Source organism: Ruegeria sp. CDSB113 (genome assembly GCF_059611045.1).
The window spans coordinates 168,074-188,506 of sequence record NZ_JBXWOU010000006.1 but is presented as its reverse complement, the minus strand read 5'-3'; the positions used below and the strand labels follow the sequence as shown (position 1 = coordinate 188,506).

At 56.0% G+C, this 20,433-nt stretch carries 19 protein-coding genes; 9 read left to right on the top strand and 10 right to left on the bottom strand.

The genetic code is table 11. The features are described from left to right. Window positions 1-32: 32 nt before the first annotated feature. From AC2FIS_RS13090 to AC2FIS_RS13065, 6 genes are all read right to left on the bottom strand, one after another. The gene (locus AC2FIS_RS13090) at window positions 33-2,117 is read right to left on the bottom strand and encodes a VIT and vWA domain-containing protein (protein ID WP_496773772.1); all 2,085 of its coding nucleotides are present in this window, start codon (window positions 2,115-2,117) and stop codon (window positions 33-35) included. Next, window positions 2,114-3,568, bottom strand: coding sequence for an exosortase T (gene xrtT, locus AC2FIS_RS13085; RefSeq protein ID WP_496773771.1), 1,455 nt, complete (start codon window positions 3,566-3,568; stop codon window positions 2,114-2,116). Before xrtT ends, AC2FIS_RS13090 begins: the two co-directional genes overlap by 4 nt. Before the next feature lie 154 nt (window positions 3,569-3,722). Beyond that, window positions 3,723-4,964, bottom strand: a complete 1,242-nt coding sequence (locus AC2FIS_RS13080) for a saccharopine dehydrogenase family protein (protein WP_496773770.1) — start codon at window positions 4,962-4,964, stop codon at window positions 3,723-3,725. After that, window positions 4,961-5,662, bottom strand: coding sequence for a DUF4166 domain-containing protein (locus AC2FIS_RS13075; RefSeq protein WP_496773767.1), 702 nt, complete (start codon window positions 5,660-5,662; stop codon window positions 4,961-4,963). The genes AC2FIS_RS13080 and AC2FIS_RS13075 overlap by 4 nt, the downstream gene beginning before the upstream one ends. 40 nt (window positions 5,663-5,702) lie before the next feature. Next, window positions 5,703-6,266, bottom strand: a complete 564-nt coding sequence (locus AC2FIS_RS13070; RefSeq protein ID WP_496773765.1) for a GbsR/MarR family transcriptional regulator — start codon at window positions 6,264-6,266, stop codon at window positions 5,703-5,705. Window positions 6,267-6,403: 137 nt separating this feature from the next. Continuing rightward, window positions 6,404-8,014 carry an arylsulfatase gene (locus tag AC2FIS_RS13065; RefSeq protein WP_496773764.1) on the bottom strand — a complete coding sequence of 537 codons (1,611 nt, stop codon included), beginning with the start codon at window positions 8,012-8,014 and terminating at the stop codon, window positions 6,404-6,406. Between the two features lie 359 nt (window positions 8,015-8,373). Between AC2FIS_RS13065 and AC2FIS_RS13060 the strand changes: the two genes are divergently transcribed. From AC2FIS_RS13060 to AC2FIS_RS13040, 5 genes are read left to right on the top strand one after another with little or no spacing between them, the layout of a single operon-like run. Continuing rightward, window positions 8,374-9,297, top strand: a complete 924-nt coding sequence (locus tag AC2FIS_RS13060) for a hypothetical protein (protein WP_496723441.1) — start codon at window positions 8,374-8,376, stop codon at window positions 9,295-9,297. After that, complete coding sequence (locus AC2FIS_RS13055) at window positions 9,294-10,169, top strand: ThiF family adenylyltransferase (RefSeq protein ID WP_496773763.1); 876 nt, start codon at window positions 9,294-9,296, stop codon at window positions 10,167-10,169. Before AC2FIS_RS13060 ends, AC2FIS_RS13055 begins: the two co-directional genes overlap by 4 nt. Beyond that, complete coding sequence (locus AC2FIS_RS13050) at window positions 10,166-11,350, top strand: hypothetical protein (protein ID WP_496773762.1); 1,185 nt, start codon at window positions 10,166-10,168, stop codon at window positions 11,348-11,350. The genes AC2FIS_RS13055 and AC2FIS_RS13050 overlap by 4 nt, the downstream gene beginning before the upstream one ends. Then, window positions 11,347-12,453, top strand: coding sequence for a hypothetical protein (locus AC2FIS_RS13045; RefSeq protein ID WP_496773761.1), 1,107 nt, complete (start codon window positions 11,347-11,349; stop codon window positions 12,451-12,453). Before AC2FIS_RS13050 ends, AC2FIS_RS13045 begins: the two co-directional genes overlap by 4 nt. Continuing rightward, on the top strand, window positions 12,453-13,427 hold the full coding sequence (locus tag AC2FIS_RS13040) for a hypothetical protein (RefSeq protein WP_496773760.1): 975 nt from the start codon (window positions 12,453-12,455) through the stop codon (window positions 13,425-13,427). The genes AC2FIS_RS13045 and AC2FIS_RS13040 overlap by 1 nt, the downstream gene beginning before the upstream one ends. On the opposite strand, the gene AC2FIS_RS13035 is transcribed toward AC2FIS_RS13040, so the two are convergent. Together AC2FIS_RS13035 and AC2FIS_RS13030 are read right to left on the bottom strand one after the other, a co-directional pair. Continuing rightward, window positions 13,424-13,714: a YiaA/YiaB family inner membrane protein gene (locus AC2FIS_RS13035; protein WP_113790425.1), complete on the bottom strand. Its 291-nt coding sequence runs from the start codon at window positions 13,712-13,714 to the stop codon at window positions 13,424-13,426. The genes AC2FIS_RS13040 and AC2FIS_RS13035 overlap by 4 nt on opposite strands. A 47-nt stretch (window positions 13,715-13,761) precedes the next feature. Continuing rightward, on the bottom strand, window positions 13,762-14,463 hold the full coding sequence (locus AC2FIS_RS13030; RefSeq protein WP_496773759.1) for a PspA/IM30 family protein: 702 nt from the start codon (window positions 14,461-14,463) through the stop codon (window positions 13,762-13,764). A gap of 113 nt (window positions 14,464-14,576) precedes the next feature. Here AC2FIS_RS13030 and AC2FIS_RS13025 point away from each other — a divergent pair, with 113 nt between their 5' ends. The 4 genes from AC2FIS_RS13025 (at window position 14,577) to AC2FIS_RS13010 (ending at window position 18,142) form a co-directional block, all read left to right on the top strand. Beyond that, on the top strand, window positions 14,577-15,170 hold the full coding sequence (locus AC2FIS_RS13025) for a TetR/AcrR family transcriptional regulator (RefSeq protein WP_496773758.1): 594 nt from the start codon (window positions 14,577-14,579) through the stop codon (window positions 15,168-15,170). A gap of 115 nt (window positions 15,171-15,285) precedes the next feature. Next, entirely contained in the window at window positions 15,286-16,275 is a 990-nt protein-coding gene (locus AC2FIS_RS13020) for a TRAP transporter substrate-binding protein (RefSeq protein ID WP_496773757.1), read from the top strand. 73 nt (window positions 16,276-16,348) lie between these two features. Next, window positions 16,349-16,867 carry a TRAP transporter small permease gene (locus AC2FIS_RS13015; protein WP_496773755.1) on the top strand — a complete coding sequence of 173 codons (519 nt, stop codon included), beginning with the start codon at window positions 16,349-16,351 and terminating at the stop codon, window positions 16,865-16,867. Between the two features lie 3 nt (window positions 16,868-16,870). Then, window positions 16,871-18,142 (top strand): TRAP transporter large permease, encoded by a 1,272-nt coding sequence (locus tag AC2FIS_RS13010; protein ID WP_496773754.1) that lies wholly within the window; start codon window positions 16,871-16,873, stop codon window positions 18,140-18,142. Between the two features lie 127 nt (window positions 18,143-18,269). On the opposite strand, the gene AC2FIS_RS13005 is transcribed toward AC2FIS_RS13010, so the two are convergent. Together AC2FIS_RS13005 and AC2FIS_RS13000 are read right to left on the bottom strand one after the other, a co-directional pair. Then, the gene (locus tag AC2FIS_RS13005) at window positions 18,270-18,635 is read right to left on the bottom strand and encodes a cupin domain-containing protein (protein WP_496769932.1); all 366 of its coding nucleotides are present in this window, start codon (window positions 18,633-18,635) and stop codon (window positions 18,270-18,272) included. Window positions 18,636-18,708: 73 nt separating this feature from the next. Further along, window positions 18,709-20,247, bottom strand: coding sequence for a phospholipase D family protein (locus AC2FIS_RS13000; protein WP_496773753.1), 1,539 nt, complete (start codon window positions 20,245-20,247; stop codon window positions 18,709-18,711). Window positions 20,248-20,433: the final 186 nt, after the last annotated feature.

Genomic DNA, 20,433 nt, shown 5'->3' with positions numbered 1-20,433 from the left:
GGCATCGGTGCGCAGTTTGTAGGGTATCGCTCTCATGCCGAAACCCTCCGGCCTTGGCTCAGGCGCAGCGCGCCCAAAGCCATCAGCATTATCAGTCCGAAAATCGTTTGCGGCTCGGGTGTCGAAGACCCGCTGAACGCTGTTTTGGGATATGCTGCTGGGCCAACGCCCGCCACCTGCGGCAAGGCCACCGGCTTGGCATCTGCTGGCGCGTCGTCGGGGTTAACGACCATTTTTGACACCGCAACAAAAGAGGTGAACTGCGTCTGAAGATTGAATTTCAGCCCTAGATCGGTGATTTGCGCTTCAATCGTTCTGGGATCGCCAGCCCGCACCGCCATGGCGCGGTCAAGATCTGCGATTTTGGAACGTGCCCAAGTCAGTGGGATCGCAGTGCCCTGATGCGTATCACTTTCTGGACCGGATTCTGTAGGCAGGACTGTCGAGAGTGGCATCTGTGCTTTTCTACCTTGGACCAGGCCATTGATCGTGATGTCTGCAGGCCCGCCACCTTCATACCGAGCCATAACCCGGATTGAGCCGCCATCGAACAGGTCGGGAATATGTTGTGGCACCACTTCGGTGACATTCAACCCGCCCCAATCAATGGATACATCCGTCAGCACCGGCGATTTCAGATCCCGGGCCAGTGTGTCAGCGACATCCGAGGCGTGCTGGGTCGGATCAACGTAGCGGGCATAACCGCGCCCTTCTTCGGCCATCGCGTCCAACAGATAGCGATTCACCGCAGTGCCCACTCCAAAGGCATAGATACGCGCATCGCCGATCTGTTGCCGGATTGTGCGCAACACGCGGGATTCCTGCCCAATATACCCATCGCTAAGGAAGACGACGATGCGCAATGTGTCGGCAGGTTGCCGCGTTGCAAAGGCATGACGGATTGCGTTGTCGATTTCTGTACCACCCCCGGCGCGTAGACTGCGCACGTAGCGCAAACCGGACTGGATGTTACTGCGTGTGGCAGGAACGGCTTGGGACGCGAACTCGGACGCGCCCGAGGAAAACCGGATCACGCGGAAATAATCCTCGGGGCGCAGACCTTTCAACGCGGCCTCCATAAACCGCTTGCTGGCATCCAAAGGCGCGCCGCCCATTGATCCCGAGGTGTCCAGCACAAAGACCAGCTCTCGTGCAGTTATCTGATCCGACTGCGGGATTTTTGGAGGCTCAACCAGCACCGATACAAAGCCACCCCGGTCATCATGGTGGGCCAGCACTCCGGCTGTCGCTTCATCACCACCAAGCACGTAGCGCAGAACAAGATCGCGGTTGTCGATCACCCGCCCGTGCTTAAAAGTGGCGCTGATTACCCCCTCTGTCTCCTGGACTTGCAGATCATGCGTGGCGCTTGTCAGATTGGAAACGGGAACTGCTCCGCGCAGATTGAGGTTCAGCGAGACCCGCGCGGGTTCAATTGTATCAGGGTTCGTCAGGCGCGGAACCAGAGGGTATTGCGGTAGCTCGGAAACCGTCCAGCCATCGACTTCGGTTACGGTAGAAGTGACCGGTTCTTCACTATGGAAATCAGCCAACTCAACGCCCTGAGACGTTTGGTCAAAATTCACCGCCCCTTGATAGCGCGGCCCGACAATCAGAGGGAGTACCAGCTCAAAAGCCTCGTCTATCTTAGGGACGGCCTGCACATAACTCAGCGTCACAGTAATCGGCTGCCCCGGCATCAGATTGGCGACGTTCTGCGTGAACATGTTGGGACGATGCTGGGTCAAAAGGGCAGCGGCTTTGCCCTCTTGCTTTGCTATCTCAAAGGTTTGTTCGGCCTCGTGCTTTTGTTGGATCTGCGCCTCAATCACTTCGTCGCCCACCTGCATCTGCATCGCGTAGACGGCGGCTTTTTGGTTGAGGGGGAACAGATACTCCGCCGACATCGGACCGTCCGACGGGTTTATGAACACCTGCCGCACCTGAACGGTTGCCATATCGCCCTGAATATCAACGGAAAGGTCTGATTTCAGCAGGGGCAGGTCCAATTGACCAGCCGTTCCATTGCCGATCAATCGACCCGCGATGTCGTCTTCGGGTTGGGCGTACGCAGCCGCGGGGAATAGCAGAAAAACAAAAGCAAAATGCCGTATCATATGTCCGTTCCTTTGATTGTGTGTATGTCGAGCGCTGCAATCGCGGCAGCGTCGAGTTGGGCGCGCAAGCTCGTGTCTAAGGCCCATGGGGTTATCCTTTGCACGCTGCTCCAGGTGCCGCCTGATCCGTTCAGCCAGCGCCAGATCGCTTCGCCCACGCTGGGTGTGACTTGCCCGTTTTGTGAGACGTAGCTAACCGCAACCAGCCATTGGTCCCCGTCCGGGCCGGTGGCCCGGTAATAGGCGCTGGGCGCGCCGTCATAGCGTGTGCCCAGAAACCGAACCTTGTAGCCAAGACCCCGCAGGCAGATTTCAGGGGCGTGCAGATGTCGCAGCGGCGCGCGCGTGCTGACCACATTCAGCCCCAGTGGACCGAATTGAGCCTTTTGCGCGTGTCCGCCATAAGCTTCGAAATAATAAGCTTCCATCTGTGTCAGGGGCACTTTCTGCCCCAGATATCCTTGGATTTGTGCGGGTAGATTCGGGGTTACGACACTGCCTGAAACATCCACTGGGTTTGCCTTGAGAGACACGATCGCAATGCTGCCGATCAGGCATGCAAACCCCGCCAGTGCCCTGATGGGTTTGGGCAAAATGAACTGCTTGGGATGTGTGTGGCTTTTGTGCGTGTTTCTGCTGCGGGGCCGATAGAACAAGGCAAAAGGCGCAACTGTCAGGCCAAGGGTCACAAGCCCGATAAGGCTGTGCCAAGGCTCGGCCATAACATCCAGACCACGTGCAAGCCCAATCGCCAGCAACGAAATGCGCAGGCTATTGCCCAAGGCGGCGCATCCGATCACGGCCAACAGGCTAAGGCCACCGACATGCCGTCGCGGGCGCATAACTGCGTTTTGCGTAACCACGAAAGCCAGCGACAGCAAAAGCCCCGAAGCTCCGGAACACGGCAAATCCACCAGAATATCTCTCTGTTCCAAGGTGATGCGTACGCCGTCGCAGACAACATTCGAGAACAGTGCGCTGAGCATGTGGCAGGACAGTTCCGCGGAAACCATCTGCAACGGGAACCCAAGTGTGCGCTGCAAGACCATTTCGGTCGGTAAGGAAAACAAGAACAGCGTAGCCATCCAAAACGGCGACAGCGCAAAAGGGCGCCGATTCAGCTGCAGCAACCCGACCAGCGCAAAAACATCCAAAGCAAGCGCAAGAGCGCTGAGAATGTTGATCGCCAAAACCTGCCCCAGAAACCGGATCAAAGCCGCCAAGAGCAACAAGGCAATCGCTGGAACGTCAGAGCCTGCCTCTTTCCGACGGCCGCTCAGCAAACTCATCCCGGCCAGACCCAAAATCAGCAGGACATAGACATACCCAAAAGACCCATAAGCCGGGCTAAGCCAGCTTCGAACAAGCCATTGCAAAGGTTGCGCGGCCAGAATTGCAGAGGCAATCGCGAAGGCACCCCATGACAGTGTATCTGCGGTCAAGTGTTTCATGCCGCCAGAAGTGACGGGCAAATGCGCATTTCCTCTGTCCAAGATGTGCAGATTTTGATGAGGTCCTCTTAGCTGAGGTCCTTGCCGCGATTGTTATCACGGCTGAAATGCGAGGCGGTCCACCAGCCTATCAGTCAAAGCGTCATATTTTGAATTAAGTGAACTCTATCGCGTATAGCAAAATACCCCTTTTTTGCCGTTTACGATTCGAGTTCAGGTGCTTTAAAGGTGCAGCTGGATTTAGGCGCTGCCTGTCCGAATTGCCTGAGAGTTTGCTCTTTTGCACGTCGCCTCTTGGATCACTCGTGCCCTGATCCATCAGGTCGACGATCTCAGTACTGATTTCCAGATCTGCCATAGCGCTCTCAACCAAGGGCCTTGTCAGCTCTGCCAGGCAGGGTCGCGCACCTGCATTTACGTTGTCATGTTCTCGCAGGATCGCGCGGCACATGACACCGGGAACAAAAGGACCGTGCCCCTTTTCCGCGATCAGCTTCCATTTTCGGGTCAAGCTATGCCCGGCGCGCTTGCCGGAAACACTCACCTGCATACCGCCTCGGTCACTCCCGAAGGGATAAAGCGCTTTTGAAAGAACGTAGAGCGCCGAATAGGCAATGTCCGGTAATTCAAAGTGCCCGTACTGCCTGAGTTTAGCCAGCAGATGTAATGCCCAGTTCATCAACGGAAGTTCCAGACCCGCACGAAACATGACGCTCTTCGCGCCTGTCTTTTCCGGCAGCAGTGCGATGTCGGGAACGTCGACGCTGTATCCGGCGCGCCTCATACCTGGTTCCAACTCATACAGCTTGCGATCCGTCCATCCGCTAGTTGTTTGCCAGGCACCATTGCGCCACACCTGATGCCGCCGTCCGACACCGCTGACAATACTCTTGATAACGGACATGCCTCGCGGTGCCCGGTTACCTGGCAGGATTGCGATGTCGATAACATCAACTTCATCCATACCTTCGTTCAAGTTTTCGACGATACAGGAGGACAGACCGGGCACGCTGGATGCACCGGAAAGGGCGAAAACACCTGCGACCGTCGCTTCGGTGTTCAAAGCAGCGATACCCTTCGTGAACGTGGCGCTGTCCGACAGATCGAGATAGTGGCAGCCATGAGCGATGCAGAGTTTCGGGACCTTATAGGGATCGTCACCATAGTGTTGGAACGGTCCTGCCGCATCAATCACAACGTCTGGCTTAACCTCGAAAACAGCCTCTGGTGCTTTGCCAATGTCCAACTTCAGGGTTTGCGCCCCGAGGTCCTGAGCCAGAGAGCGGCCTTTTTCAGGGTGTCGCCCGGCCAGCCAAAGCTGATGCCCATCACGTGCCAGCAATCGGGCCGTCAGGGATCCGAAAACACCGTATCCGCCGATAATCACGACCTTCATGACGGGACACTCCCGATAACCTCAGCATCATGAAAGGTTGCGTCCTGCCAGATCAGCTGACCAAAAAGCGGATGCACCAGTTCCAGAGTGAACCGGAACTGCCCACCCCCAAGTTCTTCGTGGCCGACCACAAGCCCCCCAGGACAGACCCACCGTGGCAGAGCCAGTCGGTTTTGCCCCAGTTTCAGGAAGTAACGGTCGCTGACGAAATAGAGACCACTCGCTGTGCTTTCAAGCTTTAGCGAGATGCCGATCCCAAAGCCGATATATTCTTCCAATCCGGTTGGCCCGGCAAATCGTTTGGAACTGCCAACCATCTGAGGAAACCCGGCGGCCCGGCCGTATTGTCGGATCCAAAACTGCCCGCCCGTTGCTGCATCTTCGGTGACGGTGACCACGGCGGATCGCCCTACAGAGGTACGATCAAATGGCAGCGGCGCCCCGATAACACGTAAGGCAAAGGCCAGTGCGCGCCCAACAGGGTTCATCCGCATTTGGGTCACGTGGCCCTGATAGGCAAGGCTGGCATCCCCCCGCAGACGCTTGCTGAACCGGCGTTGAATTGCCTTGGGCAGGCGCGACCATGCCGAAGCCCCCAGTAAGTTCTTGAAGCGATCATCCAGACTGCTGACCGCATCGGATTGCGGTTTTGCCGGCTTTGGGCCTGGCGGCGCTATCTTTTTGCTAATTTCGATCATTCTGTTTTTTCCGTCAAAAGAGAAATTTCGCGACAAATTTTTAGCTGCTTTTTTTGCCTCCGGTGAAGCTGAGCAGGGAAACGACTTTGGTTCCCATTTTCATCAACATCACCAGTTTTGGACGGGGCACCGTAAGCATGTCGCTGAACCACGTATCGGCGGTTGCCAGAAACTCTTGCATGTCCTGCATGCGCCGCAACGCTGTTGGGTCAAGACTGCTTTCGGTTTCAGCCTGGGCCACGCACGCGCGCAGGGCTTGTGTCGCCGGATCAATCTCGCGTTCCTTGCGCCCTTGGGCGATGCGGACCCCCATTTCCCAGACATCTACTTCGGCCTCATAATGCTCGCGCCGGTCGCCTGGCACCGGAATGCGACGAATGAGGCGCCAGCTCACCAATTCTTTGAGCGAGTTGGACACGTTGGATCGCGCAATACCCAACGACTCGGCGATCTGCTCGGCATTAAGGGGTTTAGAACTAAGGTAGAGCAGCGCGTGAATCTGCGCCACAGAGCGATTGACGCCCCATTGGTTGCCCATATCACCCCAATAGAGAATGAATTGGCTTGCAGCGTCAGATTTCGTTATGTCATAAATTTCTGTCATGACAGAAATATCAGTTACAATGAAACCAAAATCAAGACCTATGTTGATTTAGTGACAAATAATCTCTTTCGGAAGCGACGACCGAGCTTATTTACCAACGGATATGACCAGATATTCACTTTGAAATCTTGAGCTGGCTATCCCTCAGCGGATTCAATCTTCCAGGCGTCGAGCAACCTGGGAAGTGCTACATCCCAATCCATGACGCCTGTTTTCTTTGCCCAACTATTGTATTGACCAACCAATTCAGCCTCCAATTCAGCGTTGCGTCCTCTTTGGTTTCTCAGTTCCGTGCGATCTGCTTCGATGTCATAGAGTTCCCAGTCCTGCCCATGCTGCCTGACCAGTTTGAACTGACCAAGCCGGACGGCCGCGTTGCCTTCATGTTCGAAAAAGATGGGTTCGTCGCGCGACCAGTCCTTGCCGCGAAATAGGTCCAACAAGGATTGTCCCTGCATAGGCTGAATTTCGTGCCCGCCAACCTCGCCTTGGTACTGGCTTCCCGTTGCCTCCAATATTGTCGGTAGAATATCGACAACGTGGCAAGCCGCATGCGCATTTGCGCCCGGCGCGAACCCTTTGGGCCAGTGTGCTATGAGAGGTGTCGAAATGCCGCCCTCATGGACATAGTGCTTGAACAGCCGGAACGGCGCATTCGACACATTTGCCCATGGTTTGTCGTAACTCTGATAAGTCAGAGCATCTCCCGGCATCACGTCAGCACGGTTTCCCATCTTGATGTGTCGACCATCATTCGTGGTATCCGGAAAGAATTTTGCCCACCCGTCTTCGGCCATGAACTCAGCGCATCCACCGTTGTCGGACAGAAACATGATCAGCGTGTTTTCAAACTGTCCCATGCGCTTCAGCTCAGAGATAAGCCTGCCGATAGATTGATCCATCCTGTCCACCATCGCGGCGTAGGTGGCCATCTTGCGCGCTTCCCAATCAGTGTTCTTCTCTGAGCCCCAAGGATGAACATCGCCGTCGCGTGGTGAGATATCCCAGTTTGTCTGAAACAGATTCATGTCATTCATGGTTTCATGTCGCGCCGTGCGGATAGCGTCCCAGCCCGATGTGTATACGCCGTCATAGCGCGCAATATCCTCGGGATGGGCATGCAGGGGCCAATGCGGTGCAGTATGCGCGAGATAGAGGAAAAAAGGCTGATCGTCTGGGGTTTCTTCGATCATTCCAATGGCTTTGTCCGTGATTGCATCCGTGAAATAGAAGTCATCCGGGAAGGTCATAACGCGGCTGTCGTCTTCGAGCATGTAGTGAGGCGAAAAAAAGTGGGTGACGCCGTCGACAATTCCGTAAAAACGATCAAACCCGCGCTGTCGCGGCGTTGGATGCTCAACATCTCCAACACGCCAGCTATCGATTTCGCGGGCCATGAAGTCCCCGGCGACATGCCATTTGCCTGACATCAGAGTCCGGTAGCCATTTGCCTTCAGGTGCTCTGCAATCGTGGCACTATCATTGCGCAGAAACCCCTGGTACGCGGGCGTTCCCAGATGCGCCCCCATGTGGCCCACGCCTGCGTTGTGTGGATACAACCCGGTCAAGAGAGATGCCCGCGTCGGGCAGCAACGGGCGCAGTTATACATGGCTGAAAGCAGCACGCCGTTCCGGGCAAGAGCATCGATGTTCGGGGTCCGGATTTCTGATCCGGTTGCACCTAAATCGGCAAAGCCCAAATCATCTGCCAAGATTAATATTACGTTCGGTCTCAACTTTGTCTGCATTCGCCAACCCCATCGCTACGCTAAGCAGTGTAGCTCAAATTCGGCTGCGTGCTTGTCCCAAATCGACCCAAATGCACTGTGGTGTGCATCGGGCTGTGTTGGAAAATCCGACAAGGGGATGCTCAAGGGAATTCGATAGCCTGCAGATGGCTGAAAAAGAAGCTGGTTGGCAGCTGGTGGAATTCAGGACTTGCGTCGAAAAGAAAAAAACCTGTTGATGACGAAGCGATGCGACAGCAGGAAAAAGTTGACCTCAAGTATTGGCTTTTCCGAAACATAGTTCGGATCCGGAGTTGAGCAGACATTAACGGGAACAGGAATTGTTAAGTGCCATAATCAACGCAGCTTCGCAGCGTTTCATGGATATTCGTCTGGGTATTCCTGGCGGATACCACGTACGCATTGTCGAACGCCCCGGCCTCTGGATGCCGAGCGAGGAGCTGGACAATCTGGTCGCGGATTTGCGGAGCGTGGCGTCGAAAACGCTGCCTGCCGGGGAACTGGCGTATGGCGTCTTCGCCGGGGATCGCGACCGGCTTGGGCATTCGGTAATCACTCTGATTTCGCGCCGGGATGACAATACGCCTGTTGCCTTCAATGCCTTGGCCCTGATGGATGTCGATCTCGGGCACCGGTCCGAACAGGTGTTGCATCTGGGATTGGTCATGGTTGATCCGGATCTTCGCAACCAGGGCTTCAGCTGGGTTCTCTATGGGCTGACCTGTGTTCTGCTCTTGTTTCGAAATGGTATGCGCCCGCTTTGGGTTTCGAATGTGACACAAGTCCCTGCAGTTGTGGGGCTGGTTGGCCAGGGCTTTGCCCATGTGTTTCCGACGGCACAGACAGGGCCGCAGAACCGACGCAGTCTTCTTCATCTGCATTTGGCGCGAAGTATCATGAAAGATCACCGCCATGTTTTCGGCGTCGGACCTGATGCAGGGTTTGACGAAGACCGCTTTGTGATCACCAACGCCTATACCGGCGGGTCGGATCATCTGAAGAAAACCTTCGAGGATGCGCCGAAACATCGGGATCAGGTCGTCAATGCGTTCTGTGAAAACCAGCTCGATTATGATCGGGGCGATGACATCCTGCAATTGGGGCAAATGGATATGCCGACCGCCCTGTCTTATGTCGGGCGCGAAGTTCCGCGCGGGTCCTTTGCTGCACTTGCCCTTGCCGTCATAGCCGCGGTCTTGCAGCGACTGGCGATGCCGCTTTGGCAATGGGCGGACACGCGGCACGAATTCGGCATCCTCAGGCCAAGAGAGCAGAATAAATGACGGAGTTTACCTATCAGGACTTCACCACCCGCAACCTCGGTTTTGTGTCCGGGGATGAACAATCACACCTGCGCAACGCCTGTGTGTTCGTCTGCGGCACCGGAGGAATGGGGGGCAGCGCGATCATGACCCTGATCCGCGCCGGGGTGGGCCGGTTGATCCTAGCCGATTTGGATGCGTTCGAAGTGTCCAACCTGAACCGACAACTGTTTGCAACGCTGAAGACAGTCGATCAGGACAAAGCGCAGGCAACCCGGGATCAGTGTCTACAAATCAATCCCGAAGCTGAGATTGAGGTGCTTGGTGCGGAATGGTCCGACCATGTGGATCGTCTGGTTCAAAGCGCGGATGTCGTGATCAATGGCACCGACGATCTTGGTGCCAGCTTGCTGTTATATCGCACGGCGCGGGCCAAAGGGCGCGCGGTGATCGATGCCTATGCGTCCCCGTTGCCGTCAGTCTATGTCACAACCCCCGACGACCCCATGCCCGAGGAGCGTCTGGGCTACACCACACGCGGCACCAGCTGGAACGCGCTGACCCCCGAGTTGCGGGATGCGGCGGCCAAAGCCGAGGCCGAATATGTGCTGACCCATTCCTCATCCCGGCACCACGTTGATCTGGCTCTGGCAGGTGAGGTGATTGCCGGAACCCGCAGCCGCATGTCCTTTGCGCCGATGGTCATCATGGCGGGGACATTGATGGGAGGAGAGGCGCTTCAGTCTGTTCTGGGCCGCACGCACGGCGCGGATTATCGCGGTTGGTTTCTGAACCCACACACTGGCAAGGTTGAGCGGCCTTTACCGCGCTTTCTTGCCGCGCTGATGCGTCCGCTGGTTCAACGGCAGATGAAAAGGTTGCTGACGTCATGATGGATGCTGCGGCTTTTCTGGCGGATGCCTGGGTTTCGCTCTGTGCGGCACTGGGTGCGGCAACTGTGTTGCTGCGTCTTCAGGACCTGGTGCAGAGGCCGGAAATCGCCAAACGGTTTCAATTCTGCTTGTGGGTGTTGGTCGTTCTGATGCTGGCGCGGATTGGTCACTGGGGCGGCTGGGGTTGGCTGTTTTCGGCGGTCACAAATTTATGCGCGGCACTGATACCTTTGGCTGCACTTGTTCTGTCCGAAGGGCTTTCGCGCCGCCACGCGCCGCCGGTGCTGAAACAATTCTGTGCTTGGGGGGGCGTGATTTTCGGGCTGTTGGGTCTTTTCCAGTTCAGCAGTATCGAGATCACCCGGTTGGCCGGTCTGCTGCTGTTTCAACTGTTCGGTTTGGGCGGCGTCGCTCTGTTTGTGTTGCGGCGTGACAAAGACAGCCTGTCATCGGCGGAAAACAGAACCATAAATTGGATAAGCCTGTCCTTTCTGCTGATCCTGCCGTTTCTGGCGACAGATTTCATGCGAGGTACGACGCTTGACCTGCCGGTCAGACTGGGTGGCGTGGCCGTGCTGGGACTGTGCTGGTTGTCGATCGGGATGAACCGTTCCGGATTGCGGCCGTGGGATACGCTGAGAGGTTTCGGCATCGTTATTGTCATGGCCGTTCTGCTACCGCTGATCTTTTCGGCGATCGTGCCGGTGGATATGCGGTCTGGCGTGCAGGTAATGGCGATCACTTTGTCCACGCTCATGCTATTGGCAATTTGGCAGGCAGCGATTGCCTTGCGGATTGAGGATCGCCAGCTGATCGCTCTGCGCGAGATTGCGGATGTCAAAGGGCAGGGACCACAAGCCAGCCTGACATTGCTGCGCCGGGCTGCCGGATCTCCGGACGTGATACTGGTTGAAGAAGCAGATTTGATGGACATGAATCTTGATGATTTGCGCGCCAGCTTCACCACAACACCCGTGCAACAATTGGGGGCAACGGATGACGAACAGGTCAATTGGCTGTTCGCCCGTTTTGATGCGACCCATGCGGTGTTCCTGTCCGGGACCCCGATGCGGGTGGTCATGCTCAACAGTCCTGAAATCGCGACGCTGGACAGTACTGGCGCAGCCTTGCGCGCCGTACAGCGCATGGCGCGCGTCTTGGTACATGAGGCTCAAGCATGATTGAGTTGCTCGAACGGGATTTTGCAAGTTTCTTCTCCGCCCCGTTTCACGCCTATGGTGCCGACACTCCGTATGTTTCTCCCATGAAGGCGGATCTGAAACGTTTCCTGTCGATCAAGAATCCGTTGTTTTCAGATGCATCGGATTTCACCTATTTCTCGGTGAAACGCCAAGGCAAGCCTGTGGGTCGCATCACGGCCCATCTACATCGGGGATCGAACGACCTGCATCATGAGGCGCGGGGATGCTTTGGCTTTTTCGATTGCGCAAATGATCCCGAGGCTGCTGCGCAATTGCTGCAGGCGGCGGAAAACTGGTCCCGCGCGAAAGGCATGACCCGGCTGACCGGCAATTTCAACCTGACCGCGATGCAGCAGGCCGGAATCATGACGGATGGTTTTGATCGGGCCCCTTTTACCGATCAGATCTGGGGGCCTGCACACCTGCCAGGGCTGCTTGAGGCGAACGGATATCAGCCACATTTTCCGATGACGACGTTCGAGCGGCGTCTGGACTCAAACCCGGCCCCGCAGGTTTTGCCCGACGAGCAGCGCGCGCAATTGTTAGAGCAAGGGTTCTCTTTCGCGCCTGTCACCCGTGCGACCATCGCCGAACGACTTGAAGACGCCCGTGCCATTCTGAACCGCAGCTTCAAAGACAATCCAATGTTTGTTCCGGTGACGGCTGAAGAATTCCACTTTCAGGCCAAAGACATGAAATGGATCATGGACCCGCGGATTTCAAAGGTTGTGCATTATCGTGGTCAACCTGCGGGCGCGGTGATTGCCATTCCCGATCTCAACCCGTTGCTCCGGCGGATCGGATCGCGGTTGCGCCTGTCGCTCCTGTATCACTACTTTAAGTACAAGGCCCGCCGTGACCGTGCAGTGGTCATCTTTCAGGGCGTAATGCCCGAGTTTCAGGGCCGTTCGGTCAATCCATTGATGCTGAGCGAGATGACACGGGACATGATGGCCGCCGGATATAAAACGGTTGGTGGCACGTGGATTGCTGATGAAAACGCGGCCAGTTTGCGCCAAACCGAAAAGGCGGGGGCCGTGCCGCTGCACAGGTTGCACCTGTTTTCCAAGGAGCTGACGTAGTGGATCGCGCAGAATTTGAAGCAATTGTTGCACAGGCGATGCTTGCCCCTTCGGCGCATAACACGCAGCCAGCGCGATGGCGGCTGGATGGCGCGTGTATCGAGGTCCATGCCGATCTGTCGCGGCGCCTGCCTGTTGGTGATCCGGACAATCGTGATCTGTACGTTTCCTGTGGTGCGGCGGTCGAGGGCACGGTGTTGGCCATGGCGGCGCGCGGAGTTGGTGCCGACGTAACCTTGCCGGAAGGTTCGGTCGAGGCGGGATTGCGCATGATTGCCCGCATTGTCCCCAAGACAACCGCCGATGTTAGTGACGTTGTGCTGGCCAAGGAGGTTTCAAAGCGTCTGACGCATCGAGCGGGTTTCATACCTGCACCGCAAGAAGCCTTCCTGAATTGGCGCGCCGACCACATGACATTGGTGCAGGATGCGTCCCAGATCGAATGGCTTGCCGGGCAAATCGACATCGCCTCGGCCCGTGTTATGCGGTCCAGGGACTTTCGGTCCGAGTTGCTGCACTGGATGCGCTTGCGCGAGGGCGATCCCAACTACCACACCGACGGTCTGAACCGAGAGGTACTTGCTATGGATGCGGCTACTGCAAGGATTGCACCACCCATTCTGGGTGGCAGGCTTTATGATTTGTTATCGTTTCTGGGCCTTGGCCCGCACCTGTCGGGCGAGGCTGCGCGCAGCCGTGGTGCAGGTGCAATCGCACTGTTTCACTGGCCTGAAAGTGGGTCGATGGTCAACGCTGGCCGGGCGTTCTATCGGTCCTGGTTACAAGCTACCGCCCCTGGGTTAGTGGGGTGGCCAGCCGCGGCACTAGCGGATGACCCACTTACGCGCGCCGTTGTTTCGCATCGTTTTGCCATACCAGCCGACAGGGTTCTCTTTAACGCGTTAAGACTGGGGGTCGCCAACGGTGCCACCCCCAGTCGAACGCGCCTGTCGGTGCGCGAGGTTATCGTTTAGGCGGCGATGTTCTCGCCCACCTCTTTCAGCAGTTTCTCGGTCTTTGCGTCTTCGATCCGATTGTGCAGACGTTGCGATTCCTCACGGTCGCGCAGGGTTTTTGTGATCGAAACGGTGGTATGCACCAACATCAACGCGGACATGGAGTAGAACCCTTTTGCCGCAAAGCTGGCTTCCAGGAAGTAGATGCCGCCGGCCATCATCGCTGCTGCGACAATAAACGAAATAATGGTGAACATGTTCCAAGCGTTGGATTGCGGCAGGTTCAGGTTTTCTTCGGTATTCATGGATCAATTCCTTTCAGTTTCTCTGTTGGTTCAATTCAGTTCGGTCGTCAGCTCGATTTCGATTTGTTGGGTTTCTGCGCCTTCTTTTTCAGGCGATCGAGAACGTCGTCAGCGTTTGACCGCAAGGGCTTGCCGCACCCTGCTTCGGCCAACTTGTCGCGAATGTGCTCGGCCGAACCCGTTGCTTCCAGCTCGGTCATGGCGCGCGCGGTGGCGTCCATCTCGCTTTGACGCTCTTGCAAACGCTGCAAGGTGTCTTCCGCCTCGCGGAGTGTGGACAACCCACTGTCGGGCGCGACTTGCTGAAGGCGCTGCGTCTTGTCCGTGGCTGTGGCAAGGCGCTGACCGCGCTGTAACTGCCTTAGCCGGGTTTCGGCCTCGCGCAGGACAGTGCGTAGGCGGCTGATCTCGGTTTCAAACCGTGCTTGCGCCTGCGTTGACACGTCACGCTCTGCCTCAAGATGGGCGATTGTCTCGGCAGCATCCCGCGCCAGATCCTCGCGGTCTTGTTGCAAGGCATCCAGCGTGCGCGTTTCGAGGTCTGCGATCTGTTGGGTCAACCTCTTGTGCTGTTTGATCTCTTGTTCGTTCTGCGCCATTGCGACGGCGACCGCCTTGCGCGACACCTGAATGGCATGGGCGCAATCCCGGATTTGCTGACGCAAAATGGGCAGAGCGTGACGATCCGTAACAACGGTTGCCGCCTCAAAGGCCCGGCCTCGTAACAAAGTGGCAAACTGTTTGAACATCTTTGACTCCTCGTTTATGAACATTGTTCATGAAGGGACTATGCGATGATTCTGAACATCGTTCAACAATAAAAATGAACGATGTTCATATTTTTTGAGCTTGTGAGGTTTAAGTGGCAGAAAGTAAAAGAGAAATTCTGAAGAAAAAGATCTTGGACGCTGCGGAAAAGCGTATTGAATCGCAAGGTTTGGCCGCGCTGCGCGCCCGTGACATCACAAAAGATGCCGGATGTGCGCTGGGCAGTCTTTATAATGCCTATGAAGATCTGGACCTTCTGATTCTGGCGGTGAACTCGCGCACACTGGCGCGTTTGCATGCCTCACTACAAAACGTCCCCGCATCACAAGAGACGCCCAAGGCAAAGCTGCTTGCACTTGCGTTGGCCTACCTGAATTTCGGTACCGAAAACCGAAACCTATGGGCTGCTTTATTCGATCACCGGATGCAGCCGGGTGTACCGGTCCCGCAATGGCACCTTGAGGAACATGCGGTGCTCATCGCCGAGATCATCGCTCCGTTATCGCAATTGAACCTTCAATTGGATGACGACACATTGGCTTCGCGTGCACGAACTGTGTTTTCTGCCGTGCACGGCATAGTAAAGCTATCGCTGGAAGGTCGGTTCGTCGCGTTGGACCCGGAAGCGGTACAGGCTGAATTGTCCGAGTTCATGTCCCAATATCTGCAGGGGTATCAGTCAGGGTAAATGTCTTCGTTTTCTCGAAAGTGATTGCATATGGAATTGACATCAATGCCACCGCATTGCGACGCTGCCAAACAAGTTAAGAATGCGGAAAATCCAAAAACACGACGGAGGAATCATGCGTAACATGTTTAAGGCGGCGTTGGCTGCAACACTCATCGTGTCGGCTCCGATCATGGTGCAGGCCGAAACAATCATCCGAGTCACGTTACAGTTGCCTGAGACGCATTCGTTGGGGCAGAACTGGATCGCGTTCAAGGACATCGTTGAAGAGAAGTCCGGCGATGAGCTAACGGTTCAACTGTTCCCGTCAGCGCAGCTTTATAAAGATAAGGAAGTTCCAGAAGCAGTGGGCACGGGTGCTGTCGAGGCCGGTTCGGCGTTTCTTGGCCGGTTTACCGGGGCGGTCCCGGCAGTAGACGTTGTGAACCTGCCCTTCTTTTTCCGTGACGAAGACCATCTGCGGGCGGCCGTAGCCACTGGATCACCAATGCGCAACATACTGGATGCCGCTGTGCTTGAGGAAACGGGGGCCAAGGTTCTGTGGTGGCAGGCGTTTGGGCGTAATGTCTATTTGTCGAACGGGTCTGCCATCCGAACGCCCGCCGACCTCAAGGACCAAAAAGTCCGGACCTACGGCAAGGTGATCGGTTGGACCGTCGAGGCGCTTGGTGGCGCACCCACGCTGATGTCGGGGTCCAAACAGTTTCTGGCCTATCAGCAGGGTGCTGTCGATGTGGGCATGACAGGTGCCTCTGCCGTGAAGTCGCGAAAACTGCACGAAGTGATGGATCACATGACATTGTCATATGACAGCGCCATCGAATTTGTCGCCGTCATGAACAACGACTTTTTCGAAAGCCTTTCGCCTGAGCATCAGCAGATCATTCTGGAAGCCGCCGCTGAGGTCGAACAGCAATTGCGTGACGCGATCTACGCAGAAGAAGATGCAACGATCGACGAAATGCGCGGCCTGATGACCGTGGTCGACCTGACCGATGAAGAGCGTCAGCAATGGATTGAGGCGACCTCGAGCGTTTCTCAGCGTTTTGTTGATGACGCAGGCGATACAGCCGCCGAAGTGATTTCAACCGTGTCCGGAATGTAAACCCTTCTTCATATTGTCAAAGCAAGCGGACACCGCTGGTTCGGTTGCTTCTTCTCTTGGCGAGGCGCCCCGAATGCTGCAAGCCCTGACCAGAACCGTCGATTGGCTGTCTGAATTCTTCGGTATTGTAGCCGGATGGATGTTCTTCGCCATAGGCATATTTGTGGCTTACGAGGTTTTCATGCGCTACGCGCTGACCAGCCCGACGGTCTGGGTGGATGAGGTCGCAAGGATCTTTCAGGTGTGGGCTACCTTTGGCGCGACAGCCTATGTTCTAAAGCACCGCCAGCACATCGTCATTGATTTGGCGTTCCGGGATGCGAACACACTGGGGCGGCGGATTGTCGAGACGTTTTCGTTGCTTGTTATCGTGTTTTTCGGATGTGTCGCCGCACGATATGGCTGGGACATCTGGCTGAAATCCACGCTCGCCGGGCACACGACAGACAGCTACCTTGCTGTACCCAAGGCCTATACTCAATCGGCGATCTGGGTCGGGTTTGGTTTGCTGTCGCTTCAGGCTTTGGTGGAAATCTACCGGGTGTGGACGGGTCAGGCGAACCTGCAAAGCCATGAACTTGGGGGTCACTGACCCTTGGAAACCATTCTGATCATCGGGGCCCTGCTGGGTTTGCTGCTTTTGCGCGTGCCCGTCGCCTTTGCCATGGGCGCCCTTGGGGTTGTGCTGCTATGGCTGAAAGAGCTCCCGCTGATTGCCGTACCTCAGCGCCTGTTCGGGACGATGGACAGTTTTGAACTTTTGGCCGTGCCTTTGTTCCTGCTCATGTCAAACGTGCTGTTGAAAGGCGGCGTCGGACGGGATCTCTTTGCCAGCGTTCAAGCATGGGTCGGGCATTGGCCCGGAGGATTGGGTGTCGCTACGATCAAAAGCTGCACGCTTTTTTCTGCAATTTCGGGATCCTCGGTGGCAACAGCGGCCACAATTGGCACCGTCGCCATCCCCGAGATGGAAAAGCGCGGCTATGACCGCCCGTTCATCTTGGGACAACTCGCCGCCGGAGGAACCCTGGGCATTCTGATCCCCCCATCGATCCCGCTGATCATCTACGGCGTCATTACCGAGACTTCGATTCCAACGCTTTTCCTTGCCGGAATTGGACCGGGTTTGTTCCTTGCCACGCTCTTTATCATCTACGCCATGCTGTATGCGCGCGGCAAAGAGAGCTTAAAAGTCGAGCGCATGCCAATGAAACAACGGTTTCTGGTGACGCTAAGTGCGCTTCCGACTGTCGTCTTGGCCATAGCAATCATTGGATCGATCTATGCAGGAATAGCCACGCCATCAGAAAGCGCGGGCATCGGGTTCGTGATTGCGATGATCATGACGTTCGCGATGGGAAGAATGACCTTCGCAAAACTGCAAGAAGCCGTGCACGATTCACTGATAACCACTGTGATGATTTTCATCATCGTCGCAGGGGCCAAGGTCTTTTCCTATGCCATTACTCTTTATCTGATCCCGCAATCGATCAGCAGCCTTCTCACTGAAAACATCTCAAACCTGACGATATTCATCTTCGCGGTCGGGCTCGTGTTGCTGATTATCGGCTTTTTCCTCGAAGCGCTGTCCATGATGTTGATTATGGTTCCGGTGCTCTTCCCTGCGCTTGAAGTCATGGGAATTGATCCGATCTGGTTCGGCATCTTTTTCGTCGTCCTGATCGAGACAGCGCTAATCACTCCGCCGGTCGGATTGAACCTGTTTGTCCTTCAAGCTGTCGGAAAGGCGCGCCTTGAAGAGGTTATTCAAGGCGCCATCCCTTTTGCGTTCATCATGTTAGCGACGGCCGTGCTGTTGTGGTTCTGGCAGGATTTGGCGCTTTGGATTCCTTACAAGCTGTTCTGACGGAACAAGCGGCGCACTCAATTGGTTCTTCCAAGCAGCCATAGCCGGCAACCTCCAGGTCGAAACGGTGCCATCCTCCGGTGAACGTTCCGTCTGGGGTTTCGTATACGGCCTCGGATCGCCGAAGTTACTCGAACTGAATTATGACGGCTTCAAAATCCTGATCGCTTGTGACCCTGGTGTGGTGACCCTTTCCCACCTTGTCTTCCATATGCCATACGTCGCCGGGGCCGATGTCACGATAGTTTCCATCACTTGCAGTGACGCGGATTGTGCCTGCAAGGCATATCAGCCTTTGCGCCACCGGGGTCGGATGGATCGGCTCGTTCCAACCGGATCGAAGCCGCAGAAACATTGTCTGTTTGACGCGTTCTGGCTCGGATACCTCGATGGCTTGCGCGGGCGGGGCGAAACTCCGTTCCTCGAGGTTGACGTCAATGTCATCCCAATGGCTTTCGCCAGCAGCATCGGCATAAAGCTTGCAATACTTCACGGTGAACGTCCTTTCAGCTTTTTGCAGCGGTAAACCTAAGAGTGATCGGTCGCGTTAGTAGCTACTTGCGGGCCTAAAGCTGTGATCCGATCGGCAAAATACCCAGAAAACCAGAGACGATGTGATCCCAGACCGACCCTGTGGGCTCGGAATCGTATTCCAGTATTTCCCCGTCCGCTCCTCGTGTTCTCCATTTAAGCTGGCCTGCGCGTTCCAACGTCACCTGGTAGGTGTAGGCGGGCAGGGCCGCGTCCAATGCACCCATCGTTTGAACGGCCATCGCGGGAGAGTCGATCAGAATGCCCATTTCGGTATTGATGTTCACAGACCGCGGGTCCCAATTGAATGAGCCAACAAAGAGGTAACGGTCATCGATGGCAAAAGCCTTGGAATGCAGACCGGATCGGGATTGTGCCCAGTTGATACCGCGACGCTGAACCTGATAGGCGTCTGGCCGCAATTCATAAAGCTCAACACCACCGCGCAGCAACGCTCTGCGTTTCTTGGCGTAATGGGCATAGACCGGCACGACGTCGTTCGACCCTAAGGAATTGGTCACGACTTTGACGTCCACACCGCGATTTTCCAACTCGGTCATCCATCGGACGCCATTGTTGCGCGGCACGAAATAGGCAGAGATGATATTTACCTCGCTGCTGGCAATTTCAAAATACGGCAGCAATTGCAATGCAAGAATGGGGTCGGACGTTTCAACGCCCGCAGCTTTTGAAGGCGGGTCCGCATACAAACGCGCGGGGACCCAATTCAGCCGCAGCGCGCCGTCGGCAAAATTCTCTTGCGCAGATTTCCTCAGCGCGGCACCGTATTGGGTCTGTTTTGCCTCCTCCACCAACTCATTCAGCCTTGTGCGCGCATCGTTCAGGTCAAACGATTCCGGTTGTCCAACTACCACGCGGGCGGGAACGGCAAACTCACTGTTCCAATAGGCGTCAAAGCTCTGGGAAACTTCAGTCACGACTGGGCCTGCCGCCAGCACGTCCAGATCGGCATAGTTCATTTCTTCCCACGCCAGGAAATACTCGGCCCCAATGTTGCGCCCACCAACAATCGTGAACATGTTGTCTGCGGTCATGGATTTGTTGTGCATCCGGCGATTGATGCGTTTGAAATCCGTCAGTCCCGCAATCAGCAGGCTTTGATCCCGCCAAAAGGGGTTGAACAGCCGAATCTCGATATTCTCGTGATAGTCCAGCGCTGCGGTCATAGCGTCGTAGCTAGACGTGTCCATGTCATCCAAAAGCAGCCGGACACGAACGCCCCTGTCTGCCGCCTGCAAAAGGCTGGCCGCAAACAGGTGGCCCGTGGGGTCATTGTGCAAAAGGTAGTACTGCGCGTCGATGGTACGCTCAGCTGCAGCGGCCAGCAAAAGCCTTGAAACCAGCGCTTGTTCCCCATCACTAATCAGTTTTACCCCGGACCGCCCGTCCTTGGGATCGCCAAGCCGGTTGGCCGCGCGCACTAGGGCGCTGTTTGCGGGGGCCGCAAAGGACGACGAAACGGTCTTTTCGTAACTTCGCGTTTTGGGGGCGCAAGCGGCAATGGCCAGCGTACCGCACAGACAAACCACGACGGCCCATGGCTTCATCGACATTCTCCCCCCCCCGTTCCATCTCAGGTGACTACGCTTGTGGGGGTGATTGCAAGTTTGTTTCCGGATTCGCCGGGTCGTTTCCTAAGCCTGTGTCGTTTGGGCGAAACCCCAGAAGGCCTGCGCAGGGGTGTTCCCTGATCTCGTCGTTTTCAATTGAAGACGGAGTCTCGGATACCGAAGTTGAAG